The following is a 20,891-nucleotide window of genomic DNA, read 5'->3' on the forward strand; positions in this document are numbered from 1 at the left end:
TGAACAGAACGGCGCATAATAAAAGAAAAAGCCAAACAGGAGGGATTTTTATGAAGCAACCTATTATTACAATCAGCCGTGAATTTGGCAGCGGTGGACGTGAAATCGGCAAAATGATTGCAGATCATTTTTCGATTCCGTACTATGACAATGCACTCATCACGCTTGCAGCAAAGAAAAGCGGCTTTGTGGAGGAAATGTTTGAGCATACCGATCAAAAACCGACGGGTAGTTTGCTGTTTTCTCTCTCCATGTTTGGCGGTATGGCAAGTTTTGAAATGCCGCTAAATGATAAAGTATATCTGATTCAATCAGATATTATCAAGGAAGTGGCGTCAAAAGGCGGCTGTGTGATTGTTGGACGATGTGCCGACTATGTACTGCGCGATATGCCGAATGTCGTGAATTTTTATCTGCATGCTGACCTGGATACACGGACCGATTTTGCAATTCGGATGCGCGATTTCCCGCCGGAAGGCGCAAAGGAAAAAGTGCAGAAAATTGATAAGCGGCGTGCGTCGTACTATCACTACTATACAGGCAAAAAGTGGGGCGATGCGAAAAATTATGATTTGTGCATTGATACCACAAAACTTGGGCTTGAAAAAACAGCAGATCTGATTATCAAATACGTCGACTTAAGAGCATAAATGCGGCTCACATCAACAGATTACAAAATCCCCCTGCTAACGTACAGATATTGTGCGGCGGCAGGGGGATTTTTATTGTGACAAAATCGGAAACAGATTCCGTTTTTTTGCTGAAAAAAGCCAGATGTATTGATTTTTATAGGAGTAGGTGGTAATATAATTAATGTATGCTATAGTACAAAAGATGTGTAAGGAGTACGTTTCCATTCAGATTGTGAGGACACAGACAACATGAAAAAACGGAATTCTCTTGGAGAACAAAAGAATACAGTACAAGCACAGCCTATAGATCAAGAACTTTGTAGCTGCCGACAAGAAGAACCAACCGACTGCACAATGCAAACAAAGAACAGAAAAAAATGGTCGCTGAAACGAAAGATCGTTACTGCGTCTGTCTCGGTTGTGCTGGTTTTGATTCTTGCCGGCTTTTTCATATTTCAATATTTGCTTGCCGGACTCAAAACAAAGCCGATTACTGCACAGCCGCAGGAGCTTGAGGTGGATTCTTCTGTCGCTGAAAAATCGAAGGAATATAAAATCATCAATATTGCGCTGTTCGGCGTGGACAGCAGAGATTACGACAAAAATGAAGGAAGATCCGATTCCATCATGATTTTGTCTGTCGATCAAAAAAATAATACACTCAAGCTCACATCGATTCTGCGCGACAGCAAGGTGCATATTGACGGCTATGGTGAGGAAAAGATCGCGCATGCCTATGCATACGGCGGTCCGGAGCTTGCGATCAAAACGCTCAATGACAATTTCCACTTGGATATTCAGGATTACGCAACGGTCAATTTTGCAGGACTTGCGAACGTTATTGACGCAGTCGGCGGCATTGACATTGAGATCACAGAAGCAGAACGCCAGCAAATCAACCTCAACGCGAACAGTGACGGACTGCATGCAGAGGTGGTGACATCATCGGGACTTGTGCACTTAAACGGCGCGCAGGCAACGGCATATGCCCGTATTCGCAACATTGACAGTGACAATGCACGTGCAGACCGCCAGAAGAAAGTGCTTGCATGCATGCTCGAGAATGTGAAAACACTCAGCGTAACAGAATATCCGAATCTGCTGCGTACAGTGCTTCCGTTGGTGGAAACATCGCTCAGCTATACTGATATTATCGGTTTTGCACCGATGCTCTTAAATGAACTGCCGCTTGTGCAGCATTCGATTCCAAGTGAAGAGGATCATGCTGTGGGCGGCGGAAATCCGTGGGTTTGGAACTTTGATTTAGATGCAGCGGCAGACAGGCTGCATACATTTATTTACGAAGACGAATCGACTGAGTCTTCATCTGCTTTTTCTGAAGAAGAATAAAAACGAAATGTGGGGAAGGTAAATTGAAAAATCTTGGACAGAGAAAATTACTGCTGATGGGTATTGATTGCCTGGTGCTTGTGATTTCGTGTTTGATCGCTTATTTCTTGGTGATCTTTACAACGAAGATTCCACTGACACCAAAAGGCGTTTTTTGGAATGCAACCATATTTATTGTGTGCAATGTGCTTTCTTTGGTCGCATGGGGTACGTATCAAAAAGTTTGGCGCTATGCGGCGGTGGGCGATATGGTATATTGTGTGTTCAGCGTACTGTCCGGAACAGCGGCGGCAGGTGTCATCTTAATTGTGGCACGTCAGCTGGAAACAGTGCTGTATCCGCTTCTCGCATGCGGTATTTCGATTCTGGCGATTATCGGTGCACGCTTTTTATATTTGTATCTGCTCGATTCTTCCGACGCGCAATCAAAAGAAGTGCGTAAACAGCGTGCAATGATTGTCGGCGGCGGACAGGCGTGCCAGAGTATTCTGCGTGAAATGCTCAGCATTTCAGGCTGCGGATATGAGCCGATTTGCGTGGTGGATGATGACCGCGAAAAAATTGGCCGAAGCATTCATGGTATTAAGATTTACGGTCCTACGGACGAAATTCCGGCAATCTGCAAAGAACAGCAAATTGAAGCGATCTTTTTTGCGATTCCGTCTTGTGATGAAGAGGACAGAAAACGCATTCTGCACCTGTGTTCTACAACGGGGTGCAAAGTCAAAATCCTTCCCTACCTGCACAAATTGATTTTTGAAAAAGAACTGCTTTCGCAGGCAAAAGACATCCGTATTGAAGATCTTCTGGGCAGAGAACCGACACAGTTTGATAACGTTCAGGTTGCAAATCTGATTTGCGGAAGTGTCTGCATGGTCACCGGCGGCGGCGGATCGATCGGTTCGGAGCTTTGCCGGCAGATTGTGCAGTATCAGCCGAAACAGCTTATTTTGATCGATATCTACGAAAATAACGCATATGCGATTCAGCAGGAGCTTTTGCGCAAATATGGGCAGGAGCTGCCGCTTCAGGTGCGCATTGCATCTGTGCGTGATTTCGATAAGATGGAGCAGTTGTTTGAAGAGTATCATCCGGATCTGGTGTTTCATGCGGCGGCGCACAAGCATGTCCCGCTGATGGAAGAAGATCCCGATGAGGCAGTCAAAAACAACGTTTTCGGTACCTTTAACGTTGCAAAGCTTGCGAATCGATTCCATGTCAAAAAATTCGTCATGGTTTCGACAGATAAAGCGGTCAATCCAACGAATGTCATGGGCGCAACGAAACGCTGCTGCGAGATGATTGCACAGTATATGGCCGAAATCTCTACGGGCACTGAGTTTGTTGCAGTTCGGTTCGGCAATGTGCTTGGATCGAACGGCTCGGTCATTCCGCTGTTCCGCAAACAGATTGAGGAAGGCGGCCCGGTTACCGTTACACACCCGGATATTATCCGCTATTTCATGACGATTCCTGAGGCTGTTTCGCTGATATTACAGGCTGGTGCAATGGCAAAAGGCGGCGAAATTTTCGTACTTGATATGGGCGAGCCGGTGAAAATCACAACGCTTGCTGAAAACTTGATTCGCCTGTACGGGAAAGAGCCGTACAAAGATATTGAAATTAAATTTACCGGTCTGCGTCCGGGTGAGAAGCTGTTTGAAGAGCTTCTGATGGATGAGGAAGGACTCAAATCGACGCTCAATCATAAAATCTTTATCGGAAAACAGATTCCGGTTAACCGCGAAGAGTTTGACGAGATGATTGAAAAACTGCATCAAACAATCGAGGCACGGCAGATCAATCAAATGCTTTGTTGTTTGCAGGAACTGGTACCTACATTTTCATGTTCCCGCCTGCTGAATGTAAGTTTATATAAACATGAATCGGAAAAAAGCGTGTCTTCTTCCGGTTTTGCAAGAAAGGAAGTCTAATCGATGAACATTCCATTTTCACCACCCGATATGACGGATGAGGAGATTGCCGAAGTAGCCGATACGTTAAAAAGCGGCTGGATCACAACAGGGCCGAAAACAAAACAGTTTGAAAAGGAAATTGCATCGTTTTGTCATACGAATAAAGCGGTTTGTCTCAATTCTGCAACAGCATGCTTAGAAGGTGTGCTGCGGCTGCTGGGCGTGGGTGCAGGCGATGAAGTCATCACAACAGCATACACATACACCGCTTCTGCAAGCGTTGTATGCCATGTCGGCGCCAAACTCGTGCTTGTCGATACAGCACCGGGCTCGTTTGAGATGGACTATGCGCAGCTTGCAGAAAAAATTACAGAGAAAACAAAAGTGATCATTCCGGTGGATCTTGCCGGAATCATCTGCGATTATGATACGATTTACCGTGTTGTAGAGGAGAAACAAGGACTGTTTTGTCCGGCAAACGACATACAAAAAGCAATGGGACGCATTGCAGTCGTTGCGGATGCCGCGCATGCATTCGGTGCACAGAAAGACGGAAAAATGTGCGGACAGATTGCCGACTTCACTTCGTTCTCGTTCCATGCGGTCAAAAATTTGACCACCGCAGAAGGCGGCGCTGTTACTTGGAGAGAGATTCCGGGCATTGACTCCGAGGAAATCTATCGGTTCTTTATGCTCTATTCGCTGCACGGACAGTCGAAAGACGCACTTGCGAAAACAAAAGCTGGTGCGTGGGAATATGATATTGTTTTCCCGGGCTATAAATGTAATATGACCGATATTATGGCATCGATCGGACTGGTGCAGCTTACTCGGTATCCGTCGATGCTTGCACGCAGAAAAGAAATCATTTCTGTCTATAACAAGGCGTTTGCAGATCTGCCGGTCAGTGTGCTGTGCCACTACGGTGACAATTTTGAATCGAGCGGACATTTGTATTTTGTACGCCTGCATGGAGCAGACGAGCAGATGCGCAATCGTGTGGTAGAAAAGATGGCAGAGGCCGGTGTTGCAACGAATGTGCACTATAAACCGCTGCCGCTGCTCACTGCATATAAAAATCTGGGCTTCGATATCAAAGATTATCCGAATGCGTTCTCGATGTATCAAAACGAAATGACGCTTCCGCTTCATACCTGCCTGACAGACGAACAGGTTGCATACATTGTTCGTACGTTTTCACAGATTATCAAGGAGCTGAATCAATGATTCTAAAAAAATGGGAGGCACTCCCCGTATCCATGCAGACGGAAGCGGTGAAGCCGTACTATGATGCGCTCAAACGCAAAACATTGAGCCTGATTCTGAAGCGTTTGTTTGATATAGTTGTTTCGCTGTTTTTGCTTATCTTGCTGTCGCCTGTCTTTTTGGTGCTCAGCATCATGATCAAAGCTGATTCCAAAGGACCGGTGATGTTTCGGCAGGTGCGTGTGACGCAGTACGGAAAGACGTTTCGCATTTTCAAATTCCGCACAATGGTGACAAATGCAGAACAGCTCGGTACACAGGTGACAGTCGGCGGCGACAGCCGTATCACAAAAATGGGTCACCGTCTGCGCAAGTGCCGGCTGGATGAACTGCCGCAGCTGTTAAACATTCTGCGCGGCGAAATGAGCTTTGTCGGCACGCGCCCGGAAGTGGAGAAATATGTAGCACGCTATACACCTGAAATGATGGCAACGCTGCTTTTGCCCGCCGGCGTGACTAGTCTTGCAAGCGTGTATTATAAAGATGAAGCAGAACTATTAAATAATACCGAAGATGCAGACAGAACATATACTGAATTGGTTTTGCCGGGGAAAATGCGTTATAATTTAAGAGCAATCAAAACATTCGGTTTTTGGAATGATATAAAAGTATTGTTTATAACAATACTCGCAATGCTGGGAAAGGAAAATATGGAAGTCGATATTGCTTCAGGAAAGACAGAGGTTAATCAGAAAAACAATGAATAAAGATGTTATTGTATCTGTAGTGATGCCAGTGTATAACGAAGAACGCTATATTGAAAAGTGTGTCGAGTCATTGCTGCATCAAGATTATCCTATCAGTCAGATGGAATGGATTTTTGTCGATGGATGCTCCAATGACAATACCGTAAAAATTCTAAATGATTACAAGGAAAAATATCCTGAATTAATTAGAATTTACAGCAATCCAAATAAAATTGTTCCATATGCAATGAATATAGGAATCGCTGAATCATGCGGAAGATATATTGTACGCTTGGATGCACATGCAGATTATGCGTATGATTATATTTCAAAGTGTGTGTATTATCTTGAGCATACAGACGCCGAGAATGTTGGCGGTGTAGCGGAAACAAAGGCAAATGGAATGATGGGAAATGCAATTGCAAAAATGCTTTCTTCAAAATTCGGAGTAGGAAATTCTCAGTTTCGCACGAATGGAGAGAGCGGATATGTAGACACTGTTCCCTTCGGTGCTTTTAAACGAGAAGTGTTTACAAAGTATGGTGGATATGATGAGCGCCTTGTACGCAATCAGGATAATGAAATGAATTATCGAATTCGCAAAGGCGGTGGAAAAATCTATTTGTCTAACGATATTCATCTATCGTATTATTGCAGAGATACGATTAAAGGAATTGCAAAAATGGCAAATAAAAATGGAATGTGGAATTTGATTACGATGAAGCTGTGTCCAGGCTCAATGGGAATTCGACATTTTATTCCGTTTGCATTTGTATTGTCTATTGTAGTTCTTTTGGTCTTGGGCTTTTTTCATCCTATATTTTGGATCGCGCTGGGCGCAGAATTGATTTTATATTTTGGACTTGATGTGTTGTTTTCGATAAAACAGGCGTCTTCGGTAAAAGAGATATTTTTGTTAATCGTTTTATTTCCGATTTTCCATGTCTCTTATGGTTGCGGTTCGATTGCAGCAATTATAAAGTTGCTTTTGAGGAAATATCCATCCAATCAATATCAGCCGAAAAAAATCTAATAAGGAACTAAAATACATTCTAAGGAGGAAACTAAAATGTCACTTTATGAAAAACTGGTAAACAAAGAAGAGAAATTGTCCCTTGTAGGTCTGGGATACGTAGGAATGCCCATTGCAGTTGCGTTTGCAAAAAAAGGAATTGATGTCATTGGATTTGATTTAAATAAGGCGAAAATCGAGTTGTATCAATCCGGTGTTGATCCAACAAAAGAAGTTGGCGATGAAGAAATAAAAAACTCTACAGTTTATTTTACATCTGACGCAGAAGACTTAAAAAAAGCAAAATTTCATATTGTAGCAGTGCCAACACCAGTCAATCTGGACCATACTCCTGATTTGACTCCGGTTATTGGTGCAAGTGAAATTGTTGGACGAAATCTGACAGAAGGTTCTATCGTTGTGTATGAATCTACCGTATATCCGGGTGTTACTGAAGATGTGTGCATTCCGATTTTGGAAAAAGAGTCTGGGTTAAAATGTGGAATTGATTTTAAAGTGGGTTATTCTCCGGAGAGAATCAATCCAGGCGATAAAGTGCATAGACTTGAGAATATTAAAAAAATTGTATCTGGCATGGATAAAGAAAGCCTTGAAGTAATTAAAAATGTTTATGATATCGTCATTGAAATTGGAACATATCCTGTGTCAACCATTAAAACAGCTGAAGCGATCAAGGTTGTTGAAAACAGTCAGAGAGATATTAATATTGCGTTCATGAACGAATTAGCGATGGTATTTGACCGTATGGGCATTGATACTAATGAAGTTGTTGACGGCATGAATACCAAATGGAATGCACTTGGATTCCGTCCGGGACTTGTTGGCGGTCATTGCATCGGCGTAGACCCTTATTATTTTACATATGAAGCTGAAAAACTTGGGTATCACAGCCAAATTATTTTAAATGGCCGAATTGTAAATGACAGTATGGGTAAATTTGTAGCAGATGCAGCCATTAAAAATATGATTTCCGTTGGTCAGGCTCCAAAGAAAGCAAAAGTGGTGATTCTTGGCTTAACTTTCAAAGAAAACTGCCCGGATACTCGGAATAGTAAAGTAAATGATATCATTAAGAGATTAAATGAATATGGAATAGAACCTATTGTTGTTGACCCATGGGCAAGCGAACGAGATGCAATGCATGAATATGGCGTAACGCTGACAAAACTCGAAGATGTACATGATGCAGATTGCATTATTATTGCAGTAGCACATAATGAATTCAAAAATCTGAAACTGGATGAAATCGATGCATTGTATAAAGATATTCCTAATAATGAAAAAGTCTTAATTGACGTGAAAAACTCTTTCACAATAGAGGACTTGAGTAAGTTGGGATATACTTTTTGGAGACTTTAAGAATGAAAAAAATCCTCCATATCAATTCTTATTATCAGCATAGTCGCTTTTATAAAAATTTATATGATCGACAATTTCAAAAAGCACAGAATATTGCAGTATATGTTCCGGTTTCATCAAACGACAACAATTCGTTTGATTATGGTTCATATGCGCTTCTTGATAATTGTTTTAATTCTTATGATCGGATTTTTTTTCATCTAAAGCATGGGAAAATATTTTCTAGCATTGAAAAAAGATATGATTGGAGCAATATTTCGTTAATTCATGCCCATTCATTATTTTCAAATGGATATATTGCTTATAAATTATACAAAAAGTATAATATCCCTTATATTGTAGCTGTGCGAAATACAGATGTAAATGTGTTTTTTAAGAAAATGCTGCATTTGCGCAAAATGGGTGTAAATATTCTTAAAAATGCAAAAAGAATCATATTTATATCTCAAAACTATTTAGAACTGACGCGTTCAAAATATATTCCTAAACAATTTGAGAAAGAATTTCTTGAAAAATCAGTAGTACTCCCGAACGGTGTAGATCAGTATTATATTGATCATGCGCTGAAAACACCGAAAATACCGCATGAAGATGCAATTGATTTCTTATATGTCGGAGAGATCAATCAAAATAAGAATGTATTGTTTTCAGCAAAATGTATCGATAAACTCAATCATGAGGGAAAATGCACGTTTACAATGGTTGGAAAGATTACAGATAAAAAAATATATCAAACTGTTTCTGCCTATGATTTTGTCAAGCATATTTCGCCTCAAAAGAAGGAAACTTTAATTTCTTATTATCGAAATGCGGATATTTTTATCATGCCGTCAATTACTGAAACATTTGGATTAGTGTATGTTGAAGCGATGACGCAAGGTGTTCCGGTGATCTATACAAAAGGTCAAGGATTTGACAACCAATTTCCAAATGGTCAGGTTGGATATGCAGTTTCTTCTGATTCAGCAGAAGAAGTGATCGAAGCGGTTCACAGTATATTGGATAATTATAAGGAACTTTCTAATAATTGCATAAGTCTAAGTAAAAAATTTAATTGGGACTTCATTACGGAACAATATGATGCAATTTACAATTTGCTGCTTGAGTAAGAAAGGAGATTGATTCAATGATTTTAGTGTTAACGAATAATTATCCTTCCGAAGACAATTTATATGCAAATGGTTTTGTGCACACAAGGGTTTTGGGATATCTGAAAAAAGGGATAGAGGTAGAAGTGTTTGTCTGTAAAAAAAATATGGGACAAACAACTTATACATATCAAGGCGTTAGTGTTGTTACCGGCAGTGCAAATGACTTAAAAACATATTTAGAGGAACATCAAGTAGAGAAAATCTGCATACATTTTCTTTCTCCGGAAATGATCAAAGGAATGGATCGTGTTAAAAAGCAGTTTGATTTGTTTATTTTTGTTCATGGAAATGAAGCGTTGTTCTGGTATGAACGGCTATTTCGTTCAACTACGTCTTCCATCCACAATTTTTTAGTATATTGCCATAATGCAGTATTTAACACACTTTCGATTTTTAACATTCGCAGATTCTTAAGAAAAACAAAAAATTGTCTGCACTTTATCACTGTATCTGAATGGATGATGAGGAAGACATGCAAGAATTGGAAGGTCGATGAATCTAGATTTACAATTATTCCGAACTATATTAATGAGGAAGTATTTTTTTCAAAAAGGAAATCGGAGGCTGATCGGCTTAAAATTTTATCTATTCGTCCATATAGTAGTTCGAAATATGCAAATGATATGAGTATGGACTTTATACAAAAATTAAGCCAGTATGATTTTTTTAGCCAGTTGGAAATTAAGATTGTTGGAAAAGGAAATATGTTTGCTGAGTTAACATCGAAAGTTAGTATGTTTCCGAATGTTTTAATTGAAAATAGGTTTTTGAATCAGGAGCAAATTAAATCTTATCACGATGAATATGGAATTTTTCTTTGTCCTACACGTCAAGATGCGCAAGGCGTTTCGATGTGCGAAGCTATGTCGAGTGGCTTGGTTCCTCTCACATTGAATAATACTGCCATCCCTGAATTTGTAAAAGAACAGGAAATTTTGTCCTGTGATACAGATGATATGGTTCAAAAATTCGTGTATTTGTATAATCACCCCTCTCTTTATACTGAATTATCTGAAAAGATATCAAAAGAAATTCAGGAACAATGTGGTTATGAAAAAACAATTACAAAAGAAATTCAACTGGTAGCAGGTGAATAATAATGCCTTTTTTTACTGTTTTTATCCCTACATATAATCGAGCATATACGTTGAATCGTTGTTTGGATTCACTTATAAATCAGTCATTTAAGGATTTTGAAGTTGTAGTAGTGGATGATGGATCTACAGATAATACACAGAAGATAATAAATAAATATCAACATCAATTACCCATCCGTTATTTTTGGAAAGAAAATGGTGGTAAGCATACTGCTATCAATTTAGGAATTGAAAATGCGGCCGGAGAAATGTTTATTATTCTGGATTCTGATGATTATTTCACCGAAGACGCATTAAAACAATTTTATATGCACTGGAATGAAATAAAGGATAAAGACCATTTCTGCGGAATCATGATGCGTTGCAGAGAAATCGGAAAAGAGCAGATTCACGGAAATTTATTTCCAAAAAACTATTTTATTTCTAACTATGTGGATTTCCACTTTGTTTCTGGTGTGAAAAATGGCGGATATGGTGATTGTTGCGAATGTTTGCGTACAGAGATTTTAAAAAGATATCGTTTTCCTATTGTTGAAGGGGTGCGTTTTGTTCCAGAAGCATATATTACAGATCAAATTGGTTTGAAATATCAAATGATGTGCTTTAATGAAGTCGTAAAGATTATTGAATATCAAAGTGATGGTATTACGAGAAATCGTGACAATTTTGTACAAAAAAATTCCTTAGGATATTTGTATAATGTTATTTCAAAACTAGAGTACATTTTCCCACACACAAAAGGAATTAGGTTAAAAATTAAAATATCATATTGGTATGATTATTGGAATTTTCAGAAAATGAATGCTAACAACAGCGAAATCCGTGTCAAAAGAATTTCCTTTTTGGGCTGTATTACAAAAGTTGCTTATCCGGTTATTCGTCTTTTAAAGTAGCATACATAAACATCATGTTTTCTGTTTGAGTGAAACGATGTGTTGGAATAGTTTTTATCGTACTTCAAATATATTTACCTCGGAGTGAGAAAAATGAAAAAAGTAATGTTGGTTTTTGGCACTAGACCTGAAGCAATAAAAATGTGTCCACTTGTAAATGAATTGAAAAAGCATGAAGATGAATTTGATGTAAAAGTATGTGTAACTGGACAGCATCGCCAAATGTTGGATCAAGTGTTAAATGCATTTAATGTGCACCCTGATTATGATCTTTCGATTATGAAAGAGAAACAGACCTTGTTTGATGTAACGACTAGTATTTTGAATAAAATAAAAGAAATTTTAGAGACAGAAAAACCGGATATTGTACTTGTGCATGGCGATACATCTACAACTTTTGTAACAGCCTTGGCATGTTTTTATTTGCAGATTCCAGTAGGACATGTTGAAGCTGGGCTGAGAACGTACAATGTTAAATCTCCATTTCCGGAAGAGTTTAATAGACAAGCGGTTGGAATTATTGCGGATTTTAACTTTGCGCCAACGGAAAAAAGCAAAGAAAATTTGGTGCGAGAAGGAAAGAACCCAGAAACAATTTATGTAACAGGAAATACTGCAATTGATGCATTAAAAACAACGGTAAAAGCAGATTATACTCATCCAGAATTGGAATGGGCACAAGATTCAAAACTGATTATGATTACTGCGCACAGACGTGAAAACCTCGGAGAACCAATGCACCACATGTTCCGTGCTATTAGAAGGATTATTGAAGAGCATAAGGATGTAAAAGCGATTTATCCCATTCATATGAATCCTGTAGTACGTGAAGCTGCTAAACAAGAATTGGGAGGATGCGATCGCATTCATATTATTGAGCCGCTTGATGTTTTAGATTTTCATAATTTTTTGAATCAAAGTTATTTGATTTTAACAGATAGCGGAGGAATTCAAGAAGAAGCACCATCATTAGGAAAGCCAGTGCTGGTGATGCGCGATACAACGGAACGTCCAGAAGGAATTAAAGCGGGTACGCTGAAATTGGTTGGAACAAAAGAAGAAGATATATATACTAATTTTGATGAACTGCTGAAAAACGATCAGTTGTACAATCGGATGTCTCAAGCTTCTAATCCATACGGCGATGGTACAGCATGCCATCAAATTTATGAAGTGTTGCATACTTGCTTATGAGGAGAAAGATGAATTTGATACAGAGTATATTTGATAAAATATTTTTTTTGCACGGGAAAATCTTTAATGTTCAGAAAAAGGCGAAAGATCTCATTTTGTGCATATATATGATCATCTTTAATTTGTATTATTTTATAATTATGTCCAATATGATACAAATGCGATCAGCCTACAAAGTAGTGATTCATTTCATTTTAGTTTTGGGTTTGGTTTTTATTCTTAAACCTCAAAATAGGATTGAGATTCCTAAAATCAGAAAGAATTTGTCTTTTGCTTTGTGGATGTTGTTTATCGCAATATCAATTGTTTCATGTGTTATAAATGTATCATTGAATGTTATTGCTACAGTACCATTGGTATTCTTCTTATTTTTTAATATTTATTCAGGAAATGAATTGATAAAGTGTTTAAAGCCAATTAGTATAGCTGCTACAATTTCTCTTCTTCTTTTGTGGATTATAAATATGGTTTGTATGCCGATCCAGTCTGCGCAATATTACAGCAAACTGAATAGTCCGATTGGTTTATGCATGTATATTACAACTTTATTACCTTTTGTGTTTTATTTGATTGAGCAGATAAGACATATGCTGTTAAAATATCTTTTGATTTTATTTGTTGCTGTCAATTTGACATATATTGTGTATAGTGCTTCAAGAACCGGATTGGTGTGTGCTATTTGCATTATTGGTGTTTGGGTAGTATATTTGATTTTTAATCTTAAAGGACAAGTGATACAAACAATTTTGAAAATTATTTTCTTGGCAGTTTGTATTTTTATTTGTCTAAATACAATTTTAACGATTCACAATCATGTTTATAAATATGCAAATCAAATTTTTTCTTTTCAATCACAACCTTCCATTCCGGATGATGAAATAAGTCCAGATGATAGTTTGGATATTTTTGAAGATAGGATTGGAATTGATGGAAAAGATCTAAATCAAATTTCTGCTGGGCGGATTGATATTTGGAAAGAGTATGTTTCCCATTTTAATTTAACAGGACATAAAGATACAACGGATATTACGGTTACAGTAGGTTATAAAGATGAAACATTTCAATCTATTTCTGCACACAATACTTTTATACAAGTAATATATGACTATGGCTTGCTAGCTGGCGGAGTATTTTTGCTGGTTGTAATAATCGGATTATTGAAATGTGGATATTTTTGCATTATTAATCGAAAAGACTATAAAAGCTTTTTATTACTCAGTATAGTAGGAAATTTTGTTGCAGTAGGAATGTTTAACTCAACGTTTTACTATTATAATTATATTAATATCATGTATTTTATACTGATTTTGTCATCCTTTTTATTAGTAAAAAAGTGCGACTCTGATACAATATGAATAGGGCGGTTGCGGTAATGATTCATGTTAAAATTATTATCGCAACCGTCAAGTTATAAGATAAAAATGTAAAGTACTTTAAGTGTATATGCGATACATAGATGAGTATCTTTGGAAATATTGAATGGATGGTATATAAATGAAGAAACAATCGACGCTTCAAAATATTATTGCGATGTTTGCGGGAACGTGTCTAAATATTCTTATTAGCTTTGTAACAACACCATTGATTACAAGACTAGTTGTTCCAGAAGACTATGCGCAATGGTCATTATTCACATCTTATTCTACGGTGTTGTATGCAATTGTAATGATTGGATTGGATCAAGCGTTTATTCGATTTTATTATAGAGATGATTCTATCAATTATAAACGTTTTCTAATTTTTACTTCAATAAAGATTCCATTTTTTATTTGTGTTGTATTTTCGTTGTGCAGTTTTAGTTGGATACAAAATTTAGATTTGTTTGGGTATGAAGGTCTCTTGCCTTATATACTTACAATGATAAATGTTATCATATTAATTGTAAATCGTATTTCTCAACTAGTTCTTAGGATGGAGCAAAGAGGAAAAGCGTATTCAACACTCATTGTACTAAATAAAATTGTATTTGCAGTGATGGCGATAGGGCTTATTACATCAACACAAATAAACAATTTTATTATTTTAACTATCTCATCTATGGTTTCACAGGCTGTTATAACAATCGCAGCAATATGGATGACAAAAAAATATTGGAAATTTTATGACATCCAAAAAGATTCTTGTGAGATTAGAATAAAAGATTTAATGCTATATGGTATTCCATTCATTTGGGCGATGTTGGCTGGTGACGTTTTTAATGCAGCGGATAAATGGTCTTTGAATATTCTCACCAATCTTCATGAAGTTGGTATTTATTCTGCTGCTGCTACTATTGTAGCATTAACTTCAGTTGTGAATACAACATTTTGCTTATTGTGGGCGCCGATGGCGATGGAGCATTATAGCAAAGATCCCGAAGAAACGTCTTTTTTTGTAAGAGCAAACGCGTATATAACAATTGCTATGTTTGGAATAGGAGCGGCCATAATTGGATTTAAAGATATTATTATTTTATTTTTAGGAGAAGATTATCGGTTATCTTCTACGGTAGTGCCGTTTTTATTGTTTAACCCGATTATGACTACAATTTCGGAAACAACAGTTTACGGAATAAATTTCAAGAAAAAAACGATGTATCATACTGTTATAATGTTGATATCCTGTGGAATAAATGTTGTTTTGAATTTTGCGTTTGTCCCTATTTTTTCATCTAAAGGTGCAGCATTAGCAACTGCTATTTCTTATACGGCCTTTTTTGCGTTAAGAACTGTTTTTGCCAATAAGGTTTTTCCCGTAAAATTTGAATTGAACAGATTCTCCATTGTCACAATATTGTTTTATCTATATGCAGCGATCAATACATTTGTTGAAATACCTATTTTGTATAATATTGTAATGATGCTGGTTTTTGTTCTTTTACTTCTTGCCATTTATCGCAAATATGTTTGCTCATTGTATCGGTGGATATTAAGACAAGTTCTAAAAAAATTCAACAAAAATACAGCTATCTGAAATAGAGAGATTTTAAGTGCTTTGATGCAAATATAATTGTCTATTGAAAACGATATAATATATAAACGTCTTTGTTTTTGATATATTTTGTTTTATGATATAGTTTTTTTAAACATGGTTTGTATTCGCTTTTGAGATTGAAGCTGAATTTAATCTCAAGAGAAACACAAACCATGTTTTTTATTTTTGGCAATTATTTCATAAAAAAAGTGACGGTTAAAAATAACCGTCACAAAATATATGTCATTATTTACGAAAAGGTGTCGTGCTCTCATTTCTCATAAAGCGGAGAAGACCTGTTTTACTGCTGTGATGGTGTTTTCAAGATCTGCATCGGTGTGCGCACTCGAAAGAAACATCGCTTCAAACTGTGCAGGAGCCAGATAGATTCCGCTTGCCAGCATCTTTTCAAAATAAGCGGCATATTTGTTCAGATCGCTTTTTGTTGCATCCGTAAAGGATTCGACAGAATCCGGCGTGAAGAAAGGAGCCACCAGACTGCCAACCTGATTGATTCTGACGTTGGCGCCGGATTCCGCTGCTGCCTGCCGCATTCCGTCGGCCAGACGATCTGCTTTTGCAGAAATGTCAGTATAGACCTCCGGGTGACTGTTCAAATAGGAAAGCTGAGTAAGTCCAGCCGCCATAGCCACCGGGTTTCCGGAGAGTGTACCAGCCTGATATACAGAACCGCACGGCGCAATATGCTCCATCAGCGCACGGCTTCCGCAGTAAGCGCCTACAGGCATGCCGCCGCCAATGATTTTGCCGAATGTAACAATATCCGTTTTGATGCCGAAATACTCCTGTGCACCGCCTTTTGCGAGGCGGAATCCGGTGATGACCTCGTCAAAAATCAGCAGAGCGCCTTCTTTGTCGCAGAGCGCGCGCAATCCTTCCAAAAATCCGGGATTCGGTCCCACAACACCCATGTTGGCAGCGACAGGCTCCACGATTACACACGCGATTTCACCGGGATACTGGGCAAACAGCGAAGCTACGCTGTCGAGATTGTTGTATTGTGCAGTCAGCGTATCTTTTGCGGTATCTATGGGTACGCCCGCAGAGCTCGGACGACCGCCTTCCGCTACTGCGGAGGAGCCGGCTTTGACCAGCATTGCGTCGCTGTGACCGTGGTAGCAGCCTTCGAATTTGATGATTTTATCGCGGCCGGTAGCACCTCTTGCAAGACGCAGCGCAGACATTACCGCTTCCGTGCCGGAATTGACCATGCGAACCATTTCGATGTTTGGTACCATGTTGATCATCAGTTCTGCGATTTCGACCTCGCGCTCGGTGGAAGCGCCGAAAGAAAGACCGTCTTTCACGGCTTTTTCCACTGCCTCGCGAATCAGAGGATGGTTATGACCCAGAATCATCGGTCCCCACGAGCAGACGTAGTCAATATACCGATTGCCGTCTGCATCCCAGATGTATGCGCCGTCAGCTTTGGCGATAAAGCGGGGTGTGAGTCCAACGGCACGATATGCGCGTACAGGACTGTTGACGCCGCCGGGAAGTACTTTTTTTGCCCGTTCAAACAGAGCAGCAGAAGTGTCCATTATCCGATATCTCCTTTTTGAATGGCTTGCGCCAGTTCTTTTGCATAGTACGTAATGAGCATGTTTGCACCCGCCCGGAAAATAGACAGGGCAGATTCGCACATAATCCGGTATTCATCCACGAGTCCTGCCTGTGCTGCCGCTTTGATCATCGCGTATTCGCCGGAAACGGAGTATGCAGCCATAGGCACGTCAAACGCATCAGAACACTCCCGGATGATGTCAAGATATGAGAGCGCAGGCTTGACCATGATAATGTCTGCGCCTTCCTCCACATCCAAAGCGCATTCTTTCATCGCTTCTTTGCGGTTGTGGGGGTCCATCTGGTAGCCTCTGCGGTCGCCGAAAGAAGGCGCCGAACCGGCAGCGGAACGGAAAGGACCGTAAAAAGCGGAAGCGTATTTCGCGGAATATGCCATAATCGGCACATCTTCAAATCCTGCTGCGTCCAGTGTGCGGCGGATTGCACCGACACGGCCGTCCATCATATCGGAGGGCGCCACCATGTCAGCGCCTGCCTGTGCATGAGAAAGCGCAGTTTTGCAGAGCAGTTCCAGTGTGGCGTCATTGTCGACCGTATGTCCGCACAGCGCGCCGCAGTGTCCATGATCGGTATATTCGCACATGCATACGTCGGTGATGACATAAAAATCCGGATATGCGGCTTTGATTGTCCGGATTGCCTTTTGAATCACACCCTCGGCATCCCAGGCAGAAGAGCCGACTGCGTCTTTATATGCAGGAATGCCAAAGAGAATGCAGCTGCGAACGCCGGCAGCAATACATTCGGCAATGGCTTCGTTTACGGTGTCCAGACCATACTGGTATTGTCCGGGCAGAGAATCAATGGGGCGTTTTCCGCTGAGCGTTTCGTCCACAAAAATCGGATAAATCAGACTGTCGGCAGAGAGCCGGGTTTCCCGGCACATCCGGCGGATCGTATCGCCGCCGCGCAGGCGGCGAGGTCTTTGAATCAGTTCCATGGTTATTCTCCTTCCACGATTCTTTGAATCAGTGCATCCATGGTGGCTTTTTCGGCGGTGATGGTATGCAGGCTGTATTTTAATGCCTCTGCTTCGGTTTGCTGGCCGATGCATGCGGCAGTAATGGCAGAAAAGTCTGTGTCTTCTCCCAAAGCGCGGACAAAGCCGGTGACGGTCGAAGCACTTGTAAACGTGACGACAGTGCCCGGGATCAGCAGCTTTCGCACTTCTTCTGTGTTAGCAGCCGTATACCGGGTTTCGTAGCAGCGAATATCGTCATAGGAAATGGTACGCGCATCGAGCGCATCTGTCAAGGCTTTTGTACCCCACTCTGCGCGGAGAATGAGCACTTTTCCGGTCGGATTTGCATTGCACAGCGTTTCGCCCAGATGTGCGCCGTCGTAAACAGACGGAATCAAGTCCGCGCGCAGTCCGTATTTTCGAAGTTCTCTGTCTGTACCGGTGCCGATCGCCGCCAGTTTGATTGCACCCAAGGCCCGGACATCCCGTCCGGTGCGGTTTAACAGATCCATGAGCGCAGACACGCCGGCAGGACTTGTAAAAGCAAGCCACTCATAGCGGCCGATGTTGTCCACCGCTTCTTCCATTTTAGGACAGGGAATGAACGGATGCGTTTCAATACAGGGGAATTCCACGACGTTTGCACCCAAAGCGCGCAGCCGATCAGACAGTGTGCCTGCCCGCTCTTTCGGACGGGTCACGACAACCGTTTTCCCTTTTAACGGCAGGTGATCGAACCAGTCAAACTGCTGCGCATACGCACACACCTTGCCGACAATGATAATGGCCGGACTTTTCACATGCTCTGCTTTGGCAGTTTCGGGCAGTGTCGAAAGCGTTGCGAGAATCGGCCGCTGAGAAGGGGTGGTGCCTTTTTCAATGACAGCGGCAGGCATATCGGGCTCCATACCGGCGCTTAGCAATCCCTTGCAGATTTCTTCGAGCGCGCTTACGCCCATTAAGAACACGAGCGTTCCTTTTGTCTGTACGAGTGCTTCGAAGTTGATGTCAAGCGGTTTGCCGGCGCGCTGATGGCCGGTGATGATGTGCAGAGAAGAACAGCAGTCGCGGTGCGTCACCGGAATACCGGCATAGGCAGGCACGGCGATTGCCGAGGTAATGCCCGGGATTTCCTGAAACGGAACACCATGTGCACTCAGCAGTTCGAGTTCTTCGCCGCCGCGGCCAAACAGGAACGGATCGCCGCCTTTTAACCGGACAACCCGTTTGCCCTCCAGTGCTTTTTGCAGCAAAATTTGATTGATCTCCTCTTGCGGTACGATGTGATGGGAGGATTCTTTTCCCACGTTGATACGTTCAGCATCTTCGGGAATCAGATTGAAAATTTCCTGTCCCACCAACCGGTCATATACGACAACCTCAGCGGATTCGATGGCTTTTCGTCCTTTAATGGTCAGCAGTTCCGGATCGCCGGGACCTGCACCGACCAGAATCACCTGTCCCTTTTTCATTCGTATTTCCTCCTCATTTCTTCTGCAAGTGCGGCACCTAAATTTTCTCCCTGTGTCCGCGGACCGGAGATCGTTTCAAAATAAAGATCATTTTCTGCGGTCACATACATTCCCTTTAAGGTGAGTGTGTCGCCTGCAAGCGTTGCAAATGCCGCGACCGGCGAAGAGCATCCGCCGTCCAGTGTCCGGACAAAAGCGCGTTCTGCCAGCAGACAGTCGCGGCTCTCCTCATCGGCGAATGTGTGTAAGCAGGCGGTATCCACGCCTTCACGCGCCTGTACGGCTAAAATCGCTTGACCGGCGGCAGGAAGAATTTCTTCCGTCGAAAAATACCGGCTGATGCGGTGTTCGAGTCCAAGGCGTGCAAGTCCCGCGCCTGCCAGTACCAGTGCGGAAAATTCACCGCTGTCGAGCTTTTGAAGCCGGGTGAGCACGTTTCCGCGGATGGGCGCAACAGTCGCTTCCGGAAACAGTGATTTCAGCTGTAACTGGCGGCGCAGAGAAGAACAGCCGATGGGTTTTGTAAAATCAATCTTGTCTTTTCCCTCTGGGAGAACGAGCACATCCCGCGGATCGGCTCTTTTGGAGAACGCCACCAAAGGAAGACGCGGGTCAATCTCCATCGGCAGATCCTTGCTGCTGTGTACGGTGATGTCCACACGACCGTCGAGCAGTGCGGCATCGAGTTCCTTGACAAACAATCCTTTGCCGCCGATTTTATCAAGCGTTCTGTCCAATATTTTATCGCCTGTCGTTTTCATTGTAATCAGTTTTGTATCCATGTCCGGGTCACAGTCATGAATAGCCTGTATCACCATCTCAGATTGAATCACAGCAAGGCGGCTTTCCCGGCTGCCAATGCGTATCTGTTTCATTTAAACTCCTCCAATACGGTACGGATTTTCCGGGCGGCGGCGGCAGTTTTTTTGTGTTCCTCACCTTGGGAAACGACGCCGGCAACAAGACCGTTCCCGGTACAAATTGCAGGGAAAAAGAACGTGCTTTCTTCTTTTCGGTCGGCAACACTTACAAAAATTCCTGCGGCGTTTGCTTCCTGCCCGACCTGGTAGTTGACCGCGCGGCAATCGGTGGCGGCGACCGCCAAAAACGCACCCGCAAGATCGCCCGGTTGATAGGGGCGTTTTAAAAACACGGCACCTTTTGGTACGTCATTGCATTCCGGTGCAATGATGGTCACCTGTGCGCCGAACGAAAGGAGAACGTTTACCCGGCGCAGCGCAATGGTTCCGCCGCCGATAACGACCGCCTTTTTCCCGTTCAGATCAATAAACAGGGGAAACCGATATCCCATATGATCCATATG

The 20,891-nt window shown here is 41.4% G+C and carries 18 protein-coding genes; 13 read left to right on the plus strand and 5 right to left on the minus strand.

All coding sequences use genetic code 11. The features are described 5' to 3' along the window. Positions 1–50: 50 nt before the first annotated feature. The 13 genes from H6A12_RS03480 (at position 51) to H6A12_RS03540 (ending at position 15,529) form a co-directional block, all read left to right on the plus strand. Positions 51–650: an AAA family ATPase gene (locus tag H6A12_RS03480; RefSeq protein ID WP_204444789.1), complete on the plus strand. Its 600-nt coding sequence runs from the start codon at positions 51–53 to the stop codon at positions 648–650. Positions 651–881: 231 nt separating this feature from the next. After that, entirely contained in the window at positions 882–1,982 is a 1,101-nt protein-coding gene (locus H6A12_RS03485) for an LCP family protein (protein ID WP_204444792.1), read from the plus strand. Between the two features lie 56 nt (positions 1,983–2,038). Continuing rightward, the gene (locus tag H6A12_RS03490) at positions 2,039–3,916 is read left to right on the plus strand and encodes a nucleoside-diphosphate sugar epimerase/dehydratase (RefSeq protein ID WP_204444997.1); all 1,878 of its coding nucleotides are present in this window, start codon (positions 2,039–2,041) and stop codon (positions 3,914–3,916) included. Between the two features lie 3 nt (positions 3,917–3,919). Then, a complete protein-coding gene (locus tag H6A12_RS03495; protein WP_204444794.1) occupies positions 3,920–5,125 on the plus strand; it encodes a DegT/DnrJ/EryC1/StrS family aminotransferase in 1,206 nt (401 codons plus the stop codon). Beyond that, positions 5,122–5,871 carry a sugar transferase gene (locus H6A12_RS03500; RefSeq protein WP_204444796.1) on the plus strand — a complete coding sequence of 250 codons (750 nt, stop codon included), beginning with the start codon at positions 5,122–5,124 and terminating at the stop codon, positions 5,869–5,871. The genes H6A12_RS03495 and H6A12_RS03500 overlap by 4 nt, the downstream gene beginning before the upstream one ends. Further along, the gene (locus H6A12_RS03505; RefSeq protein WP_204444798.1) at positions 5,864–6,883 is read left to right on the plus strand and encodes a glycosyltransferase family 2 protein; all 1,020 of its coding nucleotides are present in this window, start codon (positions 5,864–5,866) and stop codon (positions 6,881–6,883) included. The genes H6A12_RS03500 and H6A12_RS03505 overlap by 8 nt, the downstream gene beginning before the upstream one ends. Before the next feature lie 36 nt (positions 6,884–6,919). After that, complete coding sequence (locus tag H6A12_RS03510) at positions 6,920–8,242, plus strand: nucleotide sugar dehydrogenase (RefSeq protein ID WP_204444800.1); 1,323 nt, start codon at positions 6,920–6,922, stop codon at positions 8,240–8,242. A gap of 2 nt (positions 8,243–8,244) precedes the next feature. Further along, the gene (locus tag H6A12_RS03515; RefSeq protein WP_204444802.1) at positions 8,245–9,351 is read left to right on the plus strand and encodes a glycosyltransferase family 4 protein; all 1,107 of its coding nucleotides are present in this window, start codon (positions 8,245–8,247) and stop codon (positions 9,349–9,351) included. A gap of 17 nt (positions 9,352–9,368) precedes the next feature. Next, positions 9,369–10,490 carry a glycosyltransferase family 4 protein gene (locus H6A12_RS03520; protein WP_204444804.1) on the plus strand — a complete coding sequence of 374 codons (1,122 nt, stop codon included), beginning with the start codon at positions 9,369–9,371 and terminating at the stop codon, positions 10,488–10,490. Positions 10,491–10,492: 2 nt separating this feature from the next. After that, positions 10,493–11,383: a glycosyltransferase family 2 protein gene (locus tag H6A12_RS03525; protein WP_204444806.1), complete on the plus strand. Its 891-nt coding sequence runs from the start codon at positions 10,493–10,495 to the stop codon at positions 11,381–11,383. A gap of 93 nt (positions 11,384–11,476) precedes the next feature. Further along, positions 11,477–12,577 carry a non-hydrolyzing UDP-N-acetylglucosamine 2-epimerase gene (gene wecB / locus H6A12_RS03530; protein WP_204444809.1) on the plus strand — a complete coding sequence of 367 codons (1,101 nt, stop codon included), beginning with the start codon at positions 11,477–11,479 and terminating at the stop codon, positions 12,575–12,577. A gap of 8 nt (positions 12,578–12,585) precedes the next feature. Continuing rightward, positions 12,586–13,932 (plus strand): O-antigen ligase family protein, encoded by a 1,347-nt coding sequence (locus tag H6A12_RS03535; protein WP_204444811.1) that lies wholly within the window; start codon positions 12,586–12,588, stop codon positions 13,930–13,932. Between the two features lie 139 nt (positions 13,933–14,071). Beyond that, positions 14,072–15,529 (plus strand): lipopolysaccharide biosynthesis protein, encoded by a 1,458-nt coding sequence (locus H6A12_RS03540; RefSeq protein ID WP_204444813.1) that lies wholly within the window; start codon positions 14,072–14,074, stop codon positions 15,527–15,529. Positions 15,530–15,807: 278 nt separating this feature from the next. Here the strand turns inward: H6A12_RS03540 and hemL are convergent, their stop codons facing one another. The 5 genes from hemL to H6A12_RS13385 are packed head-to-tail and all read right to left on the minus strand — an operon-like array spanning position 15,808 to position 20,888. After that, positions 15,808–17,091: a glutamate-1-semialdehyde 2,1-aminomutase gene (gene hemL / locus H6A12_RS03545; protein WP_204444815.1), complete on the minus strand. Its 1,284-nt coding sequence runs from the start codon at positions 17,089–17,091 to the stop codon at positions 15,808–15,810. Further along, positions 17,091–18,074, minus strand: a complete 984-nt coding sequence (gene hemB / locus H6A12_RS03550; protein ID WP_204444817.1) for a porphobilinogen synthase — start codon at positions 18,072–18,074, stop codon at positions 17,091–17,093. The genes hemL and hemB overlap by 1 nt, the downstream gene beginning before the upstream one ends. Positions 18,075–18,076: 2 nt before the next feature. Then, on the minus strand, positions 18,077–19,567 hold the full coding sequence (gene cobA / locus H6A12_RS03555; protein WP_204444820.1) for a uroporphyrinogen-III C-methyltransferase: 1,491 nt from the start codon (positions 19,565–19,567) through the stop codon (positions 18,077–18,079). After that, positions 19,564–20,442, minus strand: a complete 879-nt coding sequence (gene hemC / locus H6A12_RS03560) for a hydroxymethylbilane synthase (protein WP_204444822.1) — start codon at positions 20,440–20,442, stop codon at positions 19,564–19,566. The genes cobA and hemC overlap by 4 nt, the downstream gene beginning before the upstream one ends. Next, positions 20,439–20,888, minus strand: a complete 450-nt coding sequence (locus tag H6A12_RS13385) for a precorrin-2 dehydrogenase/sirohydrochlorin ferrochelatase family protein (RefSeq protein WP_243415280.1) — start codon at positions 20,886–20,888, stop codon at positions 20,439–20,441. The genes hemC and H6A12_RS13385 overlap by 4 nt, the downstream gene beginning before the upstream one ends. Positions 20,889–20,891: the final 3 nt, after the last annotated feature.

The organism is Merdimmobilis hominis, from assembly GCF_016901855.1.
In the GTDB taxonomy this organism is placed as follows: Bacteria; Bacillota; Clostridia; order Oscillospirales; family Ruminococcaceae; genus Paludihabitans.

Coding starts and splice junctions, on each gene's coding strand:
- H6A12_RS03510 (WP_204444800.1), top strand. CDS start 6,920: ATGTCACTTTATGAAAAACTGGTAAACAAAGAAGAGAAATTGTCCCTT.
- wecB (WP_204444809.1), top strand. CDS start 11,477: ATGAAAAAAGTAATGTTGGTTTTTGGCACTAGACCTGAAGCAATAAAA.
- H6A12_RS03485 (WP_204444792.1), top strand. CDS start 882: ATGAAAAAACGGAATTCTCTTGGAGAACAAAAGAATACAGTACAAGCA.
- cobA (WP_204444820.1), bottom strand. CDS start 19,567: ATGAAAAAGGGACAGGTGATTCTGGTCGGTGCAGGTCCCGGCGATCCG.
- H6A12_RS03495 (WP_204444794.1), top strand. CDS start 3,920: ATGAACATTCCATTTTCACCACCCGATATGACGGATGAGGAGATTGCC.
- H6A12_RS13385 (WP_243415280.1), bottom strand. CDS start 20,888: ATGGATCATATGGGATATCGGTTTCCCCTGTTTATTGATCTGAACGGG.
- H6A12_RS03520 (WP_204444804.1), top strand. CDS start 9,369: ATGATTTTAGTGTTAACGAATAATTATCCTTCCGAAGACAATTTATAT.
- H6A12_RS03540 (WP_204444813.1), top strand. CDS start 14,072: ATGAAGAAACAATCGACGCTTCAAAATATTATTGCGATGTTTGCGGGA.
- H6A12_RS03480 (WP_204444789.1), top strand. CDS start 51: ATGAAGCAACCTATTATTACAATCAGCCGTGAATTTGGCAGCGGTGGA.
- hemB (WP_204444817.1), bottom strand. CDS start 18,074: ATGGAACTGATTCAAAGACCTCGCCGCCTGCGCGGCGGCGATACGATC.
- H6A12_RS03515 (WP_204444802.1), top strand. CDS start 8,245: ATGAAAAAAATCCTCCATATCAATTCTTATTATCAGCATAGTCGCTTT.
- H6A12_RS03490 (WP_204444997.1), top strand. CDS start 2,039: ATGGGTATTGATTGCCTGGTGCTTGTGATTTCGTGTTTGATCGCTTAT.
- H6A12_RS03505 (WP_204444798.1), top strand. CDS start 5,864: ATGAATAAAGATGTTATTGTATCTGTAGTGATGCCAGTGTATAACGAA.
- H6A12_RS03500 (WP_204444796.1), top strand. CDS start 5,122: ATGATTCTAAAAAAATGGGAGGCACTCCCCGTATCCATGCAGACGGAA.
- H6A12_RS03535 (WP_204444811.1), top strand. CDS start 12,586: ATGAATTTGATACAGAGTATATTTGATAAAATATTTTTTTTGCACGGG.
- hemC (WP_204444822.1), bottom strand. CDS start 20,442: ATGAAACAGATACGCATTGGCAGCCGGGAAAGCCGCCTTGCTGTGATT.
- H6A12_RS03525 (WP_204444806.1), top strand. CDS start 10,493: ATGCCTTTTTTTACTGTTTTTATCCCTACATATAATCGAGCATATACG.
- hemL (WP_204444815.1), bottom strand. CDS start 17,091: ATGGACACTTCTGCTGCTCTGTTTGAACGGGCAAAAAAAGTACTTCCC.